The 15770-nt window shown below is 63.8% G+C and carries 17 protein-coding genes; 2 read left to right on the plus strand and 15 right to left on the minus strand.

Features of this window, described 5'->3' with window-relative positions; all coding sequences use genetic code 11:
- Positions 1 to 9: 9 nt before the first annotated feature.
- The 3 genes from AC1DDS_RS00355 to AC1DDS_RS00365 form a co-directional block, all read right to left on the minus strand.
- Positions 10 to 1212: a beta-ketoacyl-ACP synthase gene (locus AC1DDS_RS00355; protein WP_477477088.1), complete on the minus strand. Its 1203-nt coding sequence runs from the start codon at positions 1210 to 1212 to the stop codon at positions 10 to 12.
- 3 nt (positions 1213 to 1215) lie between these two features.
- Complete coding sequence (locus AC1DDS_RS00360; protein WP_477477089.1) at positions 1216 to 1698, minus strand: 3-hydroxyacyl-ACP dehydratase FabZ family protein; 483 nt, start codon at positions 1696 to 1698, stop codon at positions 1216 to 1218.
- 120 nt (positions 1699 to 1818) lie between these two features.
- On the minus strand, positions 1819 to 2097 hold the full coding sequence (locus tag AC1DDS_RS00365; RefSeq protein WP_310418631.1) for an acyl carrier protein: 279 nt from the start codon (positions 2095 to 2097) through the stop codon (positions 1819 to 1821).
- Between the two features lie 356 nt (positions 2098 to 2453).
- Between AC1DDS_RS00365 and AC1DDS_RS00370 the strand changes: the two genes are divergently transcribed.
- The gene (locus AC1DDS_RS00370) at positions 2454 to 3179 is read left to right on the plus strand and encodes a Crp/Fnr family transcriptional regulator (RefSeq protein WP_477477090.1); all 726 of its coding nucleotides are present in this window, start codon (positions 2454 to 2456) and stop codon (positions 3177 to 3179) included.
- A gap of 18 nt (positions 3180 to 3197) precedes the next feature.
- Here AC1DDS_RS00370 and cbiB read toward each other — a convergent pair whose 3' ends face one another.
- The 12 genes from cbiB to AC1DDS_RS00430 form a co-directional block, all read right to left on the minus strand.
- Positions 3198 to 4175 (minus strand): adenosylcobinamide-phosphate synthase CbiB, encoded by a 978-nt coding sequence (cbiB, locus tag AC1DDS_RS00375; protein ID WP_477477091.1) that lies wholly within the window; start codon positions 4173 to 4175, stop codon positions 3198 to 3200.
- A complete protein-coding gene (gene cobD, locus AC1DDS_RS00380) occupies positions 4172 to 5182 on the minus strand; it encodes a threonine-phosphate decarboxylase CobD (RefSeq protein WP_477477092.1) in 1011 nt (336 codons plus the stop codon). Before cobD ends, cbiB begins: the two co-directional genes overlap by 4 nt.
- A complete protein-coding gene (locus AC1DDS_RS00385; protein WP_477477093.1) occupies positions 5179 to 6480 on the minus strand; it encodes a cobyrinate a,c-diamide synthase in 1302 nt (433 codons plus the stop codon). Before AC1DDS_RS00385 ends, cobD begins: the two co-directional genes overlap by 4 nt.
- Complete coding sequence (cobA, locus tag AC1DDS_RS00390; protein WP_477477094.1) at positions 6477 to 7319, minus strand: uroporphyrinogen-III C-methyltransferase; 843 nt, start codon at positions 7317 to 7319, stop codon at positions 6477 to 6479. Before cobA ends, AC1DDS_RS00385 begins: the two co-directional genes overlap by 4 nt.
- Positions 7319 to 7810 carry a cobalamin biosynthesis protein gene (locus AC1DDS_RS00395; protein ID WP_477477095.1) on the minus strand — a complete coding sequence of 164 codons (492 nt, stop codon included), beginning with the start codon at positions 7808 to 7810 and terminating at the stop codon, positions 7319 to 7321. The genes cobA and AC1DDS_RS00395 overlap by 1 nt, the downstream gene beginning before the upstream one ends.
- 304 nt (positions 7811 to 8114) lie before the next feature.
- Positions 8115 to 8735: a riboflavin synthase gene (locus tag AC1DDS_RS00400; RefSeq protein ID WP_477477096.1), complete on the minus strand. Its 621-nt coding sequence runs from the start codon at positions 8733 to 8735 to the stop codon at positions 8115 to 8117.
- On the minus strand, positions 8717 to 9844 hold the full coding sequence (ribD, locus tag AC1DDS_RS00405; RefSeq protein WP_477477097.1) for a bifunctional diaminohydroxyphosphoribosylaminopyrimidine deaminase/5-amino-6-(5-phosphoribosylamino)uracil reductase RibD: 1128 nt from the start codon (positions 9842 to 9844) through the stop codon (positions 8717 to 8719). The genes AC1DDS_RS00400 and ribD overlap by 19 nt, the downstream gene beginning before the upstream one ends.
- Before the next feature lie 3 nt (positions 9845 to 9847).
- Positions 9848 to 10327: a transcriptional regulator NrdR gene (gene nrdR, locus AC1DDS_RS00410; protein WP_310418603.1), complete on the minus strand. Its 480-nt coding sequence runs from the start codon at positions 10325 to 10327 to the stop codon at positions 9848 to 9850.
- Positions 10328 to 10336: 9 nt separating this feature from the next.
- A complete protein-coding gene (glyA, locus tag AC1DDS_RS00415) occupies positions 10337 to 11635 on the minus strand; it encodes a serine hydroxymethyltransferase (RefSeq protein ID WP_477477098.1) in 1299 nt (432 codons plus the stop codon).
- A 195-nt stretch (positions 11636 to 11830) separates the two neighbouring features.
- Complete coding sequence (locus tag AC1DDS_RS00420; protein ID WP_310418597.1) at positions 11831 to 13147, minus strand: L,D-transpeptidase family protein; 1317 nt, start codon at positions 13145 to 13147, stop codon at positions 11831 to 11833.
- A 326-nt stretch (positions 13148 to 13473) separates the two neighbouring features.
- Complete coding sequence (gene ldtR / locus AC1DDS_RS00425; RefSeq protein WP_310418594.1) at positions 13474 to 13983, minus strand: transcriptional regulator LdtR; 510 nt, start codon at positions 13981 to 13983, stop codon at positions 13474 to 13476.
- A 125-nt stretch (positions 13984 to 14108) separates the two neighbouring features.
- The gene (locus AC1DDS_RS00430; RefSeq protein ID WP_477477099.1) at positions 14109 to 14492 is read right to left on the minus strand and encodes a DUF6163 family protein; all 384 of its coding nucleotides are present in this window, start codon (positions 14490 to 14492) and stop codon (positions 14109 to 14111) included.
- A 198-nt stretch (positions 14493 to 14690) separates the two neighbouring features.
- On the opposite strand from AC1DDS_RS00430, the gene hemB reads away from it, so the two are divergent.
- Entirely contained in the window at positions 14691 to 15698 is a 1008-nt protein-coding gene (hemB, locus tag AC1DDS_RS00435; RefSeq protein WP_477477100.1) for a porphobilinogen synthase, read from the plus strand.
- Positions 15699 to 15770: the final 72 nt, after the last annotated feature.

Raw genomic sequence — 15770 nt, forward strand, 5'->3', positions numbered from 1 at the left:
CGCCCGTCCTCACTTCTCTGCTCTCAGCACGGCGAGGCCCTCGCCACGCGTGTGGCCGACGGTCGTGACGATCGCCGTCGAGGCGGGTCCGCTCATCGCCCGTTCCGCCGCAGGATCGAAAGGCGGAACCTTCGCCTCGCTCGAAACCGCAAGTGCGGCAAGTGCCAGCCCCAGCGGGAATTGCGTTTCCAGCGCGTGGCCGACCAGTCCGCTGTAACCCCGCACCGGTACGTCGGCGAAGCGGCGCTCGAGCCAGGTCTTTTCGCGACCGGTTACGTCGCGCAGGCCAGAAGCGCCGGAAAAGATGACCGTTGAATCGGCGTCTGCCGCGACACCATCTGCCAGCAGATCAAGCCGGCGCTCCAGACGCCCGTCGTCGCGCAGGCCACGGTCACCGCCGATCGTCGTGATGGTGGCATAGATGCGTGCACCGCGCGCCTCGGCGTGCGCGCGTGATTCCAGCACCAGGAACGCCCCCACCGATCCGATCATGATACCGCCGCCGGCATTCGGCTCGCGCGACCAGAGCGGTGTCCAAGCCCCCGTCGCATGCGCACCGAGCGCCTCGTAGAGCAAAATGACATCCGCCCGCTCCGCGACAAACGCACCGCCGACCAGCGTATGCGTCGACTGCCCTGCCTGGATCCGGGCAAACGCGGTCTCGATCGCGCTGATGCCCGCCCCCTCCTCGCCCATGAAGGTCCGCGACGATCCCGTGACCTTGTGAACGATCGAGATGTTGCCCGCCATGAGGTTGGACAGCTGGGCAAGGAACAGAGTCGGGCGCAGTTCGGTGGTCAGCTTCTCATTCAGCAGCCGCTCGCGGTCATTGCGCTTCAGCCCCTCGTCGACGATCAGCGAGTCGACATTGATGTCACGCTCGCCGCCCCCGCAGGACACGATCATATCCATCGTGCCGCAGGCCTCGACATCGTCCTTCAGTCCGGCATCGTCGAGCGCGAGACCCGCGGAAAAGACGCCAAGGCGCTGCCAATTTTCCATCTGCCGCTGATCGCCGCGCTTGGCGATCTGCTGCGACCAGTCGATCTCCGGCAGAGGGTGCACCGGATAGGGCGCAAAGCGGCCCGTTTCGATCCTCAGCTCCGGCAGGCTCTCGGAATTCAGGTGAGCGATGTGCGGCTCGACCCCGACACCTTGACAGGTAACGATTCCGATTCCGGTTATGACGACGTCGTTTGCAGCCTTCGTCATGCGTCAGTTCCTTTCGCCGCTGGCGGCAAGCGCTTCGAACAGCCCGAGGTCCTCGGCCCGCTTGCGCACTATATCGCCCAGAGGCACTTCGTTGAACGGCATGGTCCGCAGCTTGAGTTGCGCGTCACAGACCTTCTTGCCGTCGGATGTGATCTTGGCTTTCGTCACCGCAAAGCCGGACCCGTCGTGTTCGAGAAAGGCCTCGATATCGAGGACGGCGTCGGGCTCGACAAAGGTCCGCATCTTCGCGCCGTCGACCGACATGAGAAAGGGCATGGCGGCAAAATTGGTCGCGGCGAGCACGAGAAAGCCTGAAGCCTGCGCCATCGTCTCGATCAAAAGCACGCCCGGAACGAGCGGCATGCCGGGAAAATGGCCTTCAAAGACCGGACTCTTCGCAGGCACGACGGAACGCGCCTTGAGCGTCGCGCGCTCGGCGTCCACCGACACCACGCGATCGATCATCTGGAAATATTCAAGCAGCATCGAGAACCCATACCTCCGGGCACCCCGGAAATCGAATGGACTGTCGGACATAACAGGCCGTACAGCCTGTTATCGGTAAGGAGCGGCACCTGGCGCGCCGCTTGTCAATTCGAAGGCGAATCAGGCTTTGGCAGCCCGCAGGTCGTCGATCTTGGCGCAAAGGTTCCGCAGGACGAAGTACTCTTCGGTCGCAACCTTGCCTTCATTGACGTCCTGCGTCCATTGCTCGAGCGGAATCTTGATGCCGAATTCCTTGTCGATCGCAAACACGATGTCGAGGAAATCGAGGCTGTCTATGCCGAGATCGTCGATCGTGTGGCTCTCAGGCTTGATCGTTTCACGATCTATCTCGCTGGTTTCCGCGATGATGTCGGCAACCTTGTCAAATGTAGCTGTCACGCCAGTACCTCATGATTTCTATGGTCGGGCGATCCTATAAGTAAATGCGGCGGAAATGCCAATGGGCAGATCCCACGCTGCAGCATTTTGGCAACAGCTCTGTTGCTTGAATCAGTTGAAGCCGCCCACAGCCTCCCGCGCCTCGTTCCAGAGCTTTGCAATGTTGCAAAATGCTGGCCAACTAAAACCCTGCATCTGATTCTGGTCAAGCCGGCCTTGTGCGTTCGATTGGCTGGCTTCAAACGACTGTCGCGATAAATTGCCGCGATAGGGGGCTGCGGCAACCATGTCGCATTGTATGCGTCTGCGATCTCCTCCAAGGGTGGCGGGCGTCAAATCGAAGAGAGGCGGCACCAATGGACATGCAGCGCAAAGATATTCACAACTCAGACACCCCGGTCATGTGCCGCTCCTGCGAAGCACGTCACGGTGGTGTCTGCGGAGCGCTGTCCGCCGAGCAGCTTTTGGAGCTTAGCAAGCACTCGACGCGCAAGCGTCTCGACGCCGGCACCGAAGTGGTCGGTCAAGGCGAAGAGACCTGCAGTTGCTCCAACATCATGCGCGGTGTCGTCAAACTGACACGGATGATGCCGGACGGCCGCCAGCAGATCGTCGGCCTGCAGTTTGCGCCAGACTTCCTCGGCCGCCCGTTTGCCACCGAAAGCCCGCATAGCGCCGAAACGGCAACAGAGACGGAAATCTGCACCTTCCCACGGCAGATGCTTGAACGCCTCGTGGCCCGCTCGCCGGATCTGGAGCATCGGCTTCATCAGCAGACCCTCAAGGAACTTGATGAAGCACGCGACTGGATGCTGACGCTTGGACGGAAGAATGCCCAGGAAAAGGTTGCAAGCTTCCTGCACCTGATCGCGACACACTACGATCCGGAAACGGTCGAGGGTACGTCGTTCGACCTGCCGCTTTCGCGAGCCGATGTTGCAGACTTCCTTGGCCTGACGATCGAGACCGTCAGCCGCCAGTTCACCAAGCTGCGCAAGGAGGGTGTCATCCAGATCGAGAACAATCGCCACGTGACCGTGCCTGACGTCGAACGTCTGCAGCAGATTGCCGGCATCGACTGAACAACGGACTCGCCGTCCTCAGATCGCCGCAATGAATGCGCCGGCGACAGCCGCCAGCACCAGCGCATCGCAGGCACGATCAAAGATCATCAGTGCCAAACCGATGTCGGTGGCCGTCGCGATCGGCCGGCCGGCCGCGTTGATCATCGGCTCCTCCACCCGCACGCCGCCATAGATCCGCGGCCCCGCAAGACCGATGTCGAGCGCCCCTGCCATCGCCGCTTCCGGCCAGCCGGCATTGGGAGAACGGTGGAGGCCATTGTCGCGTAGCGCGAGGTCGAGCGCAGCACGCGCCGCGCGGCCGCCCTTCGCCATCCACGCGCCGGCAGCCAACAGCAGGATCGACAGACGCGCCGCCGGCCAGTTGGCAAGGTCGTCCAACCGCGCGGATGCCCAGCCAAACTCAAGATACTTCGTGTTCTTGTGGCCGATCATCGAATCCGCCGTATTGAGCATCTTGTAGGCAAGCAGGCCCGGCAGTCCGAGCAGGGCATACCAGAGAGCCGGCGCAACCACCCCGTCGGAGAAATTCTCGGAAAGGCTCTCAATCGCAGCACGGCACACGGCAGGCTCGTCGAGCGTTGCCGGGTCGCGGCCGACGATCATCGAAACCGCCTGTCGCCCGCCCTCCAGGCCGCCGCGCTTCAAGCCGGTCGCAACCGCGCCGACATGGTCTGCAAGGCTCTTCTGGGCGAGGAAAAGCGCGACGATCACCGCTTCGACCGCCCAGCCGAACCAACTGAGCACCATCAGCAGGCTGTGGACGAGGTAGCCGGCAAGAAGGCTGACCGCAAGCAGCGCGCCGATCGCAACCGTTCCGTTGAACCTGCGGGTCTCGGCATGCATGCGCTTGCTGTTGAAGAAATGATCGAATGCCGAAATCGCCCAGCCGAACACGACCACCGGATGCGGCACACGGTTCCACAGCTTCGGCGGATCGCCGACGATGCGGTCCAGAACAAGGGCAGCGGCAAGGACGATGAGCGTGGCGGTCATGGATCGGAGCGATAACTGGCAAGTGCTTCTGCAAGGCGCATGTCGGCGGCGGCATCCGGCGCAAGACCGAAGCGCAGCCAGCGCCGATCATAGTCGAATGCGCGCACGAGAACACGCCGCACGCAGAGCCATTCCTGCAATTCTTCCGCTTGCTCATGCTCAACGAGCGAAAACAGTGGCGTCCCGCCAGCAATCCTGAGACCTGCAGCTTGTAGCACGGCATCGAGGGCCGCCTTGCGTTCACGAATCGCCTGGCGGATCGGTTCACAATCGCCGGTCATCAGACCGGTGGAGATCGTCAGCGCCGGACCGGATACCGCCCAGGGTCCAAGCCACTCCGCAACATCCGCAAGCAGCGCTTCCTCGCCGAGGACATATCCCAGCCTCAGGCCGGCCAGGCCGAAAAACTTGCCGAACGAGCGGAAGACCACAAGCCCCCTGCCGGCGCCGGCATGGGGAGCGAGCGTGGCTGCCGGCTCCATATCGGCAAAGGCTTCATCCACGACCAGCGTCCCGCCGGCGTCCGCCAGGTTTCTCCACAACCGCAAAAGCTCTTCGGAGCGATAGAGGCGCCCGTCGGGATTGTTGGGATTGACGACAACCACCAGCCCGTGTTCGCGGCCGACGTCCTCCAGACTTTCGATCGTATCCACCGCGAGCCCCGCATTCCAAAGCACGCGACCGTACTCGCCATAGGTCGGGGAGACGACCGCGGCGCGGCGGCCAGGCGGCACGATCCTGGGCAGAAGCTGGATCACCGCCTGCGTTCCCGGCACCGGCAACGGCTGGCAGTTCCCGCTTCGATAGTAGGCGGCGGCGGCCAGGCGCGCCGCGCTGAGCCGGCTCTGGTCCGGGAGCCGGTGCCATGCGGCCGCATCGATCGGCGGCAGTTGCGCCGGACATGGATTGATGCCGGTCGACAGGTCGAGCCACTCCTCCGGGCGACCGCCATAACGTGCCGCGGCGGACGAGATGCCGCCACCGTGCTGGATCGGCGCCTCGCTCATGGCTGCCCCGCTATGTCGATGAGATGCATGTAGGAACCTGAAACATTGCCCCGCTGCAAGCCGGTCTTGCCGAGGTCCGCCCCCGTTGCATCGGCTGCGGAAAAGAGCCTGTCGCCCTCGCCCTCATGGACGATGGTCGAATAGTGAAACTCGTGTGCTGTCATCGGTCGCGAAAATCCCGAGGTGCCAAGTGGCGTCACGCGCCGGTATCCGAGCTGGCGGCGGCGCTCGGCAAAGCTGGTCACAAGCGGAAGCAGGCCAAGCATGGCGTGCCGGGTACCATCCGCTGACACCAGCGCCTCCCCCAGGGTCATGTAGCCTCCGCACTCGCCATAAATGCGCGCGCCGCGACGGGCAGCGGCAACCATGCCTTCCCGGAATTTCGACGCATTGGAAAGCGTTTCGCCGTGAAGCTCCGGGTAGCCGCCGGGCAGGAACACCGCGTCGCAATCCGTCGCCGGCGCCTCATCGGCAAGTGGAGAGAAGAAGGAAATCGCGGCGCCGTTGTCCCTCCAGCCCTGGAGATGGTGCGCATAGATGAAGGCAAATGCCTGATCGCGCGCGATCGCGATCCGCTGACCGAGTGGCTCCAGGCGGGGAACGCTCGCCGATACCGGCCTGGTCTGGCAGACGCTGGCAGCCGCCAGCCGATCAAGGGCGATGCACCGACGCATCACGTCCGCTGCCCGGCTGACGAAGTCCTCCAGCGCGGCGTGCTCGCCCGCCTGCACGAGCCCCAGGTGTCGCTCCGGCAGGACGAGACCGGGGTCTCTGGCGATCGCACCAAAAACGGTGACATCGGCCCTTTCCAGCGCATCGCGCAGCATCGCCTCGTGGCGGGCGCTCCCGACCTTGTTGAGGATGACCCCGCATACCCTGACATCGGTACAGAAATCGATATAGCCGCGCACGAGCGCTGCAACCGAATGGGACAGCTTGCTGCAATCGACCACAAGCACGACCGGAAGCCCGAGCATCGCGGCAAGATCCGCAGGCGTGCCGCTGCCGTCCGCCGCACCATCGAAAAGGCCCATCATCGCCTCGACGAGAAGCAGCCGATCGCCGCTGCGCTGCTTGTCTGCAAGGCCCGCCAGCAATTCCGGACGCATCGCCCAGGGATCATAGTTGATGCAGTCGACGCGGCTGGCGGCGGAATGAAAGGCCGGATCGATATAGTCCGGGCCGGCCTTTCCCGGCGCCAGCGCCATTCCCTGATCCGCGAAGGCCCGAAGCAGGCCAAGGGTCACGGTCGTCTTGCCGGATCCGGAGGCCGGAGCCGCGATCATCAGCCCACTCATGCAGGATCTTTCAGCGTGCGCGAGCCGAAGGGGTCGGGCGCGAGTACCTTGCCGTCCCGCAATGCCCCGAGCCAATCGAGCGATCCGCGAAGCCGGACCACATCGCCGACGACAACGATCGCCGGGGGCTCGAGACCCGACTCAGCCGCATCGACCGCGGCCCGCGACAGGGTGGTTTCCAGAACCGACTGTTCCGGCGTCGCCGCATTGCAGACGAATGCAACCGGCTCGTCCGGCGACCGACCGGCGCCGATCAGGTTTTCGGCAATCTGACCGATATGCTTCATCGCCATGTACATGACGATGACCGGGGAGCCGGCCGCGATGCCTTTCCAATTGATGCGGTCGGGAACCACGCCGGATGAGTCATGGCCCGTCAGGAAGGTGACGGCGTGATTGACCTCGCGATGGGTGACGGGAATGCCGGCATAGGCGAGCCCGCCGATGCCGGCGGTGATCCCTGGAACCACCCGAAAGGGGATATTGTGCTCGATCAGCGTGAGAGCCTCTTCACCGCCACGACCGAAGACGAACGGATCGCCGCCCTTCAGCCGCAAGACGCGCTTGCCGGCGCGGGCAAGCTCCACGAGACGCAGCGAAATGTCGCGCTGTTTCGATGACGGCTTGCCGCCTCGCTTGCCGGCGAACTCCAGCACGGCCCCCATCTTTGCCAGTTTGAGGCATTCTGCGTTGACGAGTGCATCGTGGACAATGACGTCGGCCTGCCGCAGCGCCTGCACGGCAAGCAGCGTCAGGAGTCCCGGGTCTCCCGGTCCGGCCCCCACCAACCAGACGCTGCCCGGTTCCAAGACCGGAAGGGACGAAAACAGCGCGTCCATCAACCGACCCTCCCAATGGAGGGCTCGACGCTTGAAACAAACGACTCAGTTTGCAGAGACGCAGCGGCAACGGGTTGAATGGCTTCCGCGATCGCGGCGGTCGCGTGCGCCGACTTGATCTTTGGCACCACAAGCCGACCATCGAGTCCGGCGGCCGCGAGTGCCGACGCCTCGGCGACCCCATGGCAGCCCGTGTGGCGAAACACGATCTCGGACGGATTGGCCAGCCGCGATGTCTCCGCTTCCAGCGTTGCCGGATCGAACGTGCGGAACGGAACGGAAAAGTGGCGGGCAACCGCCTGGATCGCCGGCTCGTCGGCGCGTGTGTCGAGGGAGACGACCATCGCCAGAGCGGCGGATTCGAGACCGGAGGAGCGCAGCGCCTGCTCGGCAAGCGCAATGACCTCCGTCGCGCAGGTCCCGCGCTCGCAACCCAAGCCGAGCACGAGGGTCGGTCCTCCGCCCTTGGTGGCTTGCGCCGATTGCTTCATCTGCCCTCTCCTCGCCTTCAGGTCATGCGAGAGTGCGGGCATTCCCGTCTCGACAGCCCCGACCTTGATCCCCTTCCCGGGTCGATCTCATCGGGCACCTCTCCGGCCCCGCCAAGGGCACCGTCGCATGTCCAGCCTGTTTACCGGAGCGCTTTTTCGCGGTCAAACCGGATTGCGGCGTCGGATGGAGCGATGGCGCCATTTCATCGGAGATGACGAGAGCACCGGGGTCAATTTGCCTCGCAAGCCAAACGGCACAGTGACTGAAGCGCGACGAGCGAATCCTGAAAGATCGTGACGCGCTTCAGTCGGCCTTCGGGGTGGGGAACTCCGACAGGCGCGCGGCATATCTGGCCATGGTGTCGACCTCGAAGTTGACGAAGTCGCCGGCCTGGCGGTCACCCCAGGTGGTCACCTCGAGCGTGTGCCGGATCAGCAGCACGTCGAAGACGTCGCCGTTGACGGCATTGACCGTCAGCGAAGTACCGTCAAGCGCGACCGAGCCCTTCGCCGCAACGAAACGCTCCAGTCCAGCCGGCGCCCGCAGCACGAAACGCGTGGCGTCGCCCTCTGCCTCGACGGAAAGTATTTCCGCCTTGCCGTCGACATGGCCGGAGACCAGGTGACCGCCGAGTTCGTCGCCGATCTTGAGCGAGCGCTCGAGATTGATCCGGGTACCGGCTTGCCAACTGCCGATCGTCGTCAGCCGCAAAGCCTCCTCCCAGGCCTCGACCTCGAACCAGCGCTCGTTGGAGCCCGGTTCGGCAAGTGCCGTCACGGTGAGGCAGGTGCCGGCGTGCGCGATGGACGCCCCCATGTCGATCGTCGCCGGATCGTAGGCCGTGCCCACCCGCAACCGCACGCCTTCATTCATAGGCTCCACGCGCTCGATCGTGCCGATGTCCGTTACAATGCCGGTGAACATTCTTCGTCTCTTTCGTATTCTTCAAAAAGGTCTGCGCCGAAGCGCATCGTCCGCCGGAGCGAGAAGCCCGGCGGCATGGCGCCGGACACACATGGGGACGCGACCCCGCTTTCGCCAATCGGATTCGGACCGGTGTAAAGGTGGATGCGGTCAACGAGGCCGGCGTCCAGGAAGCTGCGCGCCACGGTAGCGCCGCCCTCGACCACCAGCGAGGAAATACCACGCGAGGCAAGCCCCGCCAGCAGGGTGTCCAGTTGGCTTGGGTTGCATTGCAGCACTTCGACGCCGGTCGAGTCCAACGCCGCGCGACGTCTGAGAATGGACTTGTCGGTTTCGTCATCAAATCCCGGCGGTTCCTGCGCAACGTCGATCACAGGCACTGCGCGCGCCGTCAGGGCGAGCTTGCCGTAGAGCGGAAGCCGTAAATCGTGATCGAGCACGATGCGTATCGGCGATCTGTCTTCAAGCCCGGGCAGACGGCAGGTCAACACGGGATCGTCCGCCCTGGCGGTGCCGATGCCGACCAGGATCGCATCGCTTTGGGCGCGCAGCACGTGCACCTGGCCGCGTGCGACCGACCCCGTCACCGCGACCTGCCCCGCGCCCAGCCGGCCGAGCATCCCATCCGAAGAAACAGCAAGTTTCAGAGTCACATATGCGCGTTTGCTCACTTGACGCATCAAGTACGCGGCGAGAGCCCGGCGCCCTTCGGCTTCCAGGACCCCGGTCTCCACCTCAATCCCTGCGGCCTCGAGCGCGGCGATCCCCCTGCCCGCGACACGCTCGTCGGGATCGACGACAGAAATGACCACGCGGGCAACGCCGGCGGCGATCAAAGCCTCAGCGCAAGGCGGCGTCTTGCCATGGTGCGAGCAGGGTTCGAGCGTCACATAGGCCGTGGCGCCGCGGGCGCCCTCGCCGGCCTCCGCCAGCGCGATGCGCTCGGCGTGCGGCCGACCACCGACGTCCGTGACACCGGCGCCAAGCACGATATCGTCCTTGACGAGAAGGCAGCCGACGGAGGGATTGGTGCCGGTCCGCCCCAGGTTGCGCAGGCTCAGCCGGATCGCGGCGGCCATGAAGCGTTTATCTTCCGCCGCGCTCGCCATGGTTCAGCCCTCGCCGCCCGGATCGCGGGCGATCTTGGCGGCGACCTCGGACAAGATCTTCTCGAAGTCGTCGACATGCGAGAAGTCGCGGTAAACAGAGGCGTAGCGGACGAAGGCCACGTCATCGAGCGCCTTGAGCGCTTCAAGCACCTGCAGGCCGATTTCCTCCGAGGAGATTTCCGTTTCGCCGGAACTCTCCAGGCGCCGGACGATGCCGGAGACCGCGCGCTCGATCCGGTCCCGGTCGACCGGCCGCTTGCGCAGCGCAATCTCGAAGGACTTCATAAGCTTGTCGCGGTCGAAGGGGGCCTTGCGGCCCGTCTTCTTGAGCACCATCAGTTCGCGAAGCTGCACCCTCTCGAAGGTGGTGAAGCGACCGCCGCAGTCCGGGCAGATGCGGCGGCGGCGGATGGCCGTCCCGTCCTCTGCAGGACGGGAATCCTTCACCTGGCTATCCTCCGAAGCGCAATAGGGGCAGCGCATACCTTGTCCTTACATGTAGGGATACATGGGGAAGCGGTCGGTCAGCTTGACGACCTTTTCGCGCACGGCGGCTTCAACGGCCGCATTGCCCTCGTCGGAGTTGGCGACCTTCAGACCGTCGAGCACCTCGACGATCAGGTTGCCTATTTCCTTGAACTCGGCTTCCTTGAAGCCGCGGGTGGTGCCGGCCGGCGTACCGAGACGGACGCCCGAGGTGACGAAGGGCTTTTCGGGGTCGAACGGAATGCCGTTCTTGTTGCAGGTGACGTAGGCGCGGCCGAGAGCGGCTTCCGCACGCTTGCCGGTCGCGTTCTTCTTGCGAAGGTCGACGAGCATCAGGTGGTTGTCGGTGCCGCCCGAGACGATATCGAGACCGCCGGCGATCAGCGTCTCGGCGAGTGCCTTGGCGTTCTTGACGATCTGGGCCGCGTAGTCCTTGAACTCCGGCTGCAGCGCCTCGCCGAAGGCCACGGCCTTGGCTGCGATGATGTGCATCAGCGGGCCGCCCTGGAGGCCCGGGAACACGGCCGAGTTGATCTTCTTGGCGATGTCCTCGTCGTTCGTCAGGATGACGCCGCCGCGCGGACCGCGCAGCGATTTGTGCGTCGTGGTGGTAGCGACGTGGCAATGCGGGAACGGCGAGGGATGCTGGCCACCGGCGACCAGGCCGGCAATGTGGGCCATGTCGACCATCAGGTAGGCGCCGACTTCGTCGGCGATCTCGCGGAAGCGCTTCCAGTCCCAGATGCGGGAATAGGCGGTGCCGCCGGCGATGATCAGCTTCGGCTTGTGCGTGCGGGCCTTCTCGGCGACGGCGTCCATGTCGAGCAGGTGATCGCCCTCGCGCACGCCGTAGGAGACGACGTTGAACCACTTGCCGGACATGTTGACCGGCGAGCCATGGGTCAGGTGCCCGCCCGAATTCAGGTCGAGCCCCATGAAGGTATCGCCCGGCTGCAGCAGCGCCAGGAACACGGCCTGGTTCATCTGCGAGCCCGAGTTCGGCTGGACGTTGACGAAGTTGACGCCGAACAGTTTCTTCGCGCGCTCGATGGCGAGTTCTTCGGCGATGTCGACGAACTGGCAGCCGCCATAGTAGCGCTTGCCCGGATAGCCTTCCGCGTACTTGTTGGTCATGATCGAGCCCTGGGCCTCGAGCACGGCGCGCGACACGATGTTTTCGGACGCGATCAGTTCGATCTCATGACGCTGGCGACCGAGTTCCTTCTCGATCGCGCCGAAGATATCCGGATCGGTATCGGCAAGAGAACGCATGAAGAAAACGTCGGTGACGGAAGACTGGCTCATCCTCGGGGGCTCCTTAAGGTCAAGTGGCTCGGTGTTTATCGTCCTCGCATGGCAAGGGCAATATCCGCTGTGCCGAATGCGCCATTTCGGAACGGCTTGTGGGATAAAAACGACGCCCGGGCGCCGAAGGGCCTGAAACGCAACGGGCCGCGCAACTCTGCGGCTGCACGACCCATCGGAATGGCAAGGTAGTGGTTACTGCGGCAGCGAGTCCTGCTCGACGGAACCTTCCTGTCCGAAGCTCGTCTGCAACGCCAGTTCGGCTACGCCGTCGCGCTGATAGATGTCGTCGCGGAACTGGACGACGCGGTCCTTGGCCGACCACGCGGTGATATAGACGAAGAACACCGGCACTTCCTGGGCGAGCTTGATCGGCGTGTTGACGCCCGTCTTGATCGTTGCTTCCATCTGCGCGCGCGACCAGCCGGGCGTATCCTTCAGCAACCACGTGGAGAGGTCGCGCACGTTCTGCACGCGCACACAGCCGGACGATTCGAAGCGCATTAGCTTGTTGAACAAGCCCTGCTGCGGCGTGTCGTGCATGTAGACGGCATGCTCGTTGTGGAAGTTGATCTTCGTCGACGACATCGCGTTGATCTTGCCCGGATCCTGCCGGAACATCAGGTTCGGTGCCTTGTCGGCGAACCAGTCGATCGTTTCCGGAGAGACCTCCTTGCCGCTGCCATCGATCAGGCGGATGTTGTTGCGCGTCAGATAGGTCGGATCCTTGCGCATCAGCGGCACGATGTCCTTCTGGACGATCGAACGCGGCGCGGTCCAGTACGGGTTGATGATCACCTCGTAGATCTTGGAATTGAGGATCGGCGACTGGCGGTCGAACTTGCCGACGATCGCGGTGTGGCGCAGCGCCACGCGGTTGTTCTCCACCGCCTCGATGTAGGCGGCCGGGATGTTCACCATCACAAAGCGATAGCCGAGGTCGCCGGACATGGCCTGGATTCGGACAAGGTTCGTCTGCAACTGGCCCAGGCGGACGTCCGCCGGCACGTTCATCGCCTTGAGCGTGTATTCACCGAGAACGCCGTCAGCCGGCAGGCCATGGCGCGCCTGGAACCGCTTCACCGCGCCGTCGACATAGGAATCGTAGGCGTTGGAAATGCCGGCCGAACGCGGCAGATCACCGGAGATGATCAGGCGTTGGCGGAGCGTCTGGACCGCCGGATCGCTGACGCCGAGCTCCAGCCGTTGCGAGGCGTTGACCATCGGCCAGCCGCCGCCCGAAACAATGTTCTGGTAGTCGAAGATCGCCTGCTGGATGTGACCGGTGGAATCAGGCCCGAAAATCGGACTGTTCGACACGACGGCGGTTGCCGTGCGCGAGGCCTTGGCGTCGAACTGGTCGTCCCAATTACCCCGCCGGGGTGCGTTCAGGATGTCATCGATCGCGGTCTGGGCCGCAGCGGAGCCTGCAACGGCGGCGGCGCCGAAGGTTGCGGCGGAGCGCAGGAAGGCGCGGCGCGAAAAAGCATCAGTTCCGATTTTGCGAGACATCTATCCTACCATTCTCTGCGGGCCGCAATCGCAGCCAAGGCCCGTACGGGTCCTGCGGCCATCAAAGGCCCATATCCGACGACGCCTACCACGAACAGGGTTAACAAACGGACACCGGTCATGCGACTGGCGCATGCCTACGGCCATTGTCCGCTGTCACAGCAATATGGCCGATTCGTGTTGCGGGGCAGCGTATGCACAGGTCGTGTCGATGGCTCAGCCGGAGCCTGAACGCAGAAAACCGGACGCGCAGGGTCGCATCCGGTTTTGATTTTGACGCTGGAGGTCGTCATGCGCGCCGCGCCGGCACGCGTCAGCCATGCGGCTCAGAGACGGTAGAGGATCGAGTCGTTCCAGAACCGGTCGAGGCGCTGCAGCAGGCGGTTCATCTCGTTGAACTCGTTCTCGCCAATGCCGCCGACCTTCTGGATCGAGCCGATGTGGCGGTCATAGAGCTGGGCGACCGTCTCGGCGACCTCCTGGCCGGCCTCGGTCAGGCTGATGCGGACCGAGCGGCGGTCGACGCGCGAACGCTGGTGGTTGATGAAGCCAAGGTCGACCAGCTTCTTGACGTTGTAGGACACGTTCGAGCCGAGGTAGTAGCCACGCGAGCGCAGCTCGCCGGCGGTCAGCTCGGAATTGCCGATGTTGAACAGGAGCAGCGCCTGGACGGCGTTGACGTCCGAACGGCCGGCGCGGTCGAATTCGTCCTTGATGACGTCGAGCAGGCGACGGTGCAGGCGCTCGACGAGGTGGAGGGATTCCAGGTAGAGGTTACGGATCGCGTCTTCCTGCGCATCGACGGCGGAGACCTGCGGCTTCAGCTTCGTGTTCATGTTTTCTGCCTCACTGTTTTGGTGGCGGTGTCTTTTTCCCGCCTTGAGTGAGACCCTATCGAATGCGTCTAAAATTCTACTTAAACCGCAGCCTTAACAGTACCTTACCCTTTCGCAACCGTGGCTCAGGGTAAATCAGTCCTTACCTGTCGCGCCTGCTTGCGGCGCTGGAAGAAGAGCGCGACCTGAAACACGAGGTACACGGCGGCCACGGCGACATGGGTCAAGACGAGCAAACGGTTGATGCCGAAAATCGACGGATAGAATTCGTGCATGGCAATTTCGGTGGCCGCGGCAAGCACCCAGACGACCGCCCCCCACGGCGCAAGCATCCATAGTCCGACGGAGGCGACCGGAAACATCACGGCAAGCGCGGTTGCGGCTGCCTTCCAGGCGGGCGGCAGAAGATCGAAGCGTCCCCTGCCCCCGAGCGAGAAACCGGTGACCATCGCCCAATACTGCAGCGCGAACCACAGGCACACCACCGCCATCAGCCGCAAGAACAGCATGAACAGCGTATCCGTGAGCGTCCGCCGCGGCATGTTTGGAGAATCAGAAACCATCGGCCGACAATAGCAGCCCCCCGCCGGGCATAAAGCCGCATTGTTTTCGCAAGCGGCCTTGTGCCGCATTCGCGCCACGCCTTCGGTTTTGGCAAGCCGCGCCAGGCGTGCTATGAGCGCCGCAACAACGGCAAGGGCAAATTCATGACCAACATCGTCGACCAGATCACCGGCCACCGGCGCATGCGCCGCAACCGCAAGGCGGATTGGACGCGCAGGCTTGTCCAGGAGAATCGCCTGACGGTCGACGATCTCATCTGGCCCGTCTTCGTGGTGCCCGGCACGAATGTCGTCGAACCGATCGCCGCCATGCCCGGTGTCAATCGTATGAGCATCGACCGCCTGGTGGAGGCTGCGAAGGAAGCCGCCGACCTCGGGATTCCGGCACTGGCCACCTTTCCGAACATCGAAATGAGCTTGCGCGACGAGACCGGTTCGAACTGTCTGGCCGCCGACAACCTCATCAATGAGGCAACGCGGGCCCTGAAACGACATGTGCCCTCGATCGGCGTCATCACCGACGTGGCGCTCGACCCGTTCACCAGCCACGGTCACGACGGCATCCTGCGCGAGGGCGAGATCGTCAACGACGAAACCGTCGAGCAGGCCGCGAAAGCGGCGGTGATCCAGGCGGATGCCGGTTCCGACATCATCGCTCCGTCCGAGATGATGGACGGGCGTATCGGCGTAATCCGCCAGGCGCTCGACGATGCCGGCCACCAGAACGTCGGCATCATGTCCTATGCGACGAAGTTCGCCTCCGCCTTCTACGGCCCCTATCGCGACGCAATCGGCACCGGCGGGCTGCTGAAGGGCGACAAGAAGACCTATTACATCGACCCGGCCAACGGCACCGAGGCGATCCGCGACGCTGCCCTCGATGTCGAGGAAGGCGCCGACATGCTGATGGTCAAACCGGGCCTGCCCTACCTCGACATCTGTTGGCGGATGAAGGAGGCCTTCGGCCTGCCGGTCTTCGCCTACCAGGTCTCCGGCGAGTATTCCCAGATCAAGGCGGCCGCGATGAACGGCTGGATCGACGGCGACCGCGTGATGATGGAGACGCTGCTCGCCTTCAAGCGCGCGGGCTGCGACGGCATTCTCACCTATTTCGCCGTCGAGGTCGCCCGGGCCCTGTCGAAAAAGGGCTGACGGATCGCACAAAACTCCTGTGCGCCACCATCGCGCGATGCCGTGCCGTGCATTGCATTTGCGCCGGCGTTT

The sequence above is a fragment of the Mycoplana sp. 10N416 genome, from assembly GCF_056394765.1.

Excerpts from the sequence above, each read along its gene's own strand:
- AC1DDS_RS00430 (WP_477477099.1), bottom strand. The coding sequence starts at position 14,492 with ATGCTGTTCTTGCGGCTGATGGCGGTGGTGTGCCTGTGGTTCGCGCTG.
- glyA (WP_477477098.1), bottom strand. The coding sequence starts at position 11,635 with ATGAGCCAGTCTTCCGTCACCGACGTTTTCTTCATGCGTTCTCTTGCC.
- nrdR (WP_310418603.1), bottom strand. The coding sequence starts at position 10,327 with ATGCGCTGCCCCTATTGCGCTTCGGAGGATAGCCAGGTGAAGGATTCC.
- AC1DDS_RS00370 (WP_477477090.1), top strand. The coding sequence starts at position 2,454 with ATGGACATGCAGCGCAAAGATATTCACAACTCAGACACCCCGGTCATG.
- cobD (WP_477477092.1), bottom strand. The coding sequence starts at position 5,182 with ATGAGCGAGGCGCCGATCCAGCACGGTGGCGGCATCTCGTCCGCCGCG.
- AC1DDS_RS00385 (WP_477477093.1), bottom strand. The coding sequence starts at position 6,480 with ATGAGTGGGCTGATGATCGCGGCTCCGGCCTCCGGATCCGGCAAGACG.
- cbiB (WP_477477091.1), bottom strand. The coding sequence starts at position 4,175 with ATGACCGCCACGCTCATCGTCCTTGCCGCTGCCCTTGTTCTGGACCGC.
- AC1DDS_RS00395 (WP_477477095.1), bottom strand. The coding sequence starts at position 7,810 with ATGAAGCAATCGGCGCAAGCCACCAAGGGCGGAGGACCGACCCTCGTG.
- AC1DDS_RS00355 (WP_477477088.1), bottom strand. The coding sequence starts at position 1,212 with ATGACGAAGGCTGCAAACGACGTCGTCATAACCGGAATCGGAATCGTT.
- AC1DDS_RS00360 (WP_477477089.1), bottom strand. The coding sequence starts at position 1,698 with ATGCTGCTTGAATATTTCCAGATGATCGATCGCGTGGTGTCGGTGGAC.
- AC1DDS_RS00400 (WP_477477096.1), bottom strand. The coding sequence starts at position 8,735 with ATGTTCACCGGCATTGTAACGGACATCGGCACGATCGAGCGCGTGGAG.
- cobA (WP_477477094.1), bottom strand. The coding sequence starts at position 7,319 with ATGGACGCGCTGTTTTCGTCCCTTCCGGTCTTGGAACCGGGCAGCGTC.
- ldtR (WP_310418594.1), bottom strand. The coding sequence starts at position 13,983 with ATGAACACGAAGCTGAAGCCGCAGGTCTCCGCCGTCGATGCGCAGGAA.
- ribD (WP_477477097.1), bottom strand. The coding sequence starts at position 9,844 with ATGGCGAGCGCGGCGGAAGATAAACGCTTCATGGCCGCCGCGATCCGG.
- hemB (WP_477477100.1), top strand. The coding sequence starts at position 14,691 with ATGACCAACATCGTCGACCAGATCACCGGCCACCGGCGCATGCGCCGC.
- AC1DDS_RS00420 (WP_310418597.1), bottom strand. The coding sequence starts at position 13,147 with ATGTCTCGCAAAATCGGAACTGATGCTTTTTCGCGCCGCGCCTTCCTG.